3 protein-coding genes are annotated in these 1,575 nt (G+C 42.2%); 2 read left to right on the top strand and 1 reads right to left on the bottom strand.

Going from position 1 to position 1,575, the window contains the following annotated elements; all coding sequences use genetic code 11:
• Positions 1-847, top strand: an 847-nt coding sequence (locus B0H50_RS12995) for a Coenzyme F420 hydrogenase/dehydrogenase, beta subunit C-terminal domain (RefSeq protein WP_199219648.1), incomplete at its 5' end; no start/stop codon positions are given.
• Between the two features lie 29 nt (positions 848-876).
• Here B0H50_RS12995 and B0H50_RS12990 read toward each other — a convergent pair.
• Positions 877-1,167 (bottom strand): hypothetical protein, encoded by a 291-nt coding sequence (locus B0H50_RS12990; protein ID WP_146193783.1) that lies wholly within the window; start codon positions 1,165-1,167, stop codon positions 877-879.
• Between the two features lie 145 nt (positions 1,168-1,312).
• Here B0H50_RS12990 and B0H50_RS12985 point away from each other — a divergent pair.
• The coding region (locus tag B0H50_RS12985) for a DUF4372 domain-containing protein (RefSeq protein ID WP_146193782.1) at positions 1,313-1,575 on the top strand (263 nt) is incomplete at its 3' end.

Here is a 1,575-nt window from a genome sequence, read left to right as displayed (position 1 = left end):
TATTTTAGAAAACCTTGCAATATTTTCACAGGGTAGAAATCAGTTTTTCCCAATAGTTATGCGGGCTGGGCGGGATTTTAAGGGACGACTATTTACCGGAACACCTTGCCAAGTAGCAGCTTTAAAATCGTATTTGCAAAAAAAGCGGATTGATGAAACCAATTTATTGGCGGTTGATTTTATTTGTCACGGAACCCCAGCCCCTGCCATGTGGCAAAAATATTTAGAATACAGAAAATCCCCATCGGGGGCCCCGATCGTGAGAACATCTTTCAGGCGTAAGGATTACGGCTGGAAGATGTACTCACTTACATTCACCTACGGCGATGCAAGTGAGTACATAAATCCATTAAACAAAGACAAATATTTGCGGCTTTTTTTACAAGATAATGCTTTAAGGAATTCTTGTTATACTTGCAGCTTTCGAGGCCTTGAGCGCGCCTCCGATATGACGATTGCAGACTTTTGGGGAATTGATACTCTTGAAAATGTGCCGGAAAGTTTTAAAGAGGATAAAGGTACTAGTTTAGTTTTTGTGCATTCTGAAAAAGGGAAAACTATTTTTGATTCGCTTAGCGAAAAAGAACTTGGAAAAATTCAAGTTTCAAAAGAATCAGCGATTTTGCATAACCCAGCGATGTTAAAATCAAAAGCCAAAAAAGCGTTGCGCGATGAATTTACAAAAGACATTTCAAAATTTGATATCGATACGCTTTATAAAAAATATGGTCGCCCTCCGTTTAAAATTCGTTTGAAACAAAAAATGAAAAATGCGATTGTAAAGCCAATCAAGTTAGTCCTAGGTGAGAAGGGTGTAAAAACCCTCAAAAAACTTTTGGGAAGATAAAATAAAAGCCCCGCTTGTGCGGGACTTTTTTATAATGCTTTGATTTCGTCAATCGTGAGGCCGGTTGCATCTGCAATTGCCTCTAAAGAAAAACCTTTATTGCGGAAAGCTTTGGCGAGGGAACGCGTTTTAGCCATCATTCCTTTTTTCATTCCTTCCGCACGTCCCTTGGAAAGCCCTTCCTTACGCCCTTTGGAAATTCCTTCCGCAAGCGCCTCAGCCTGCCTTTGGCGAAAGACATCGCCGGCGCTGACGAAACCGTACTTTTGTCCGATGCTTACGAATGCCACATTCAACTCCTCGAGGACTTTATCGTCCAAGAACTCCTTTAAATATAATTATTAGTGTCCGGTAAAACTTTTTAATTCAACCTAAAATCTAACAAAAAAAGGCGACTTCCGTTTCCGGGAGCCGCCACTTTTGACTATTGTTCAGTTTGCAATCAAAAACAAGCTCAAAAGCACCATGGAAAGTAGAAATTTTACCGGACAGCCGATATACGCACAAATCACAAAATACCTCTCTAAAGGCGAAATTCTGAGGCAATCCCGCAGCGTTGGCGGGGAACGCTATGTCAAGAAGTTCGACGGGTTCCAGCACCTGCTCGTGCTGTTGTTCGCTGTATTCAAAAATTACAGGTCCCTGCGCGAAATCCTTACGGGAGTGAACACGGAAGCGAGGCACCTGTGGCACGCCGGGTTCACGGGACCGCTGAAGATGAGCACTTT

Origin of the sequence: Hallerella porci, from assembly GCF_003148885.1 — a bacterium.
Classification (GTDB): domain Bacteria; phylum Fibrobacterota; class Fibrobacteria; order Fibrobacterales; family Fibrobacteraceae; genus Hallerella; species Hallerella porci.
This window is presented reverse-complemented; position numbering and strand designations above follow the sequence as displayed.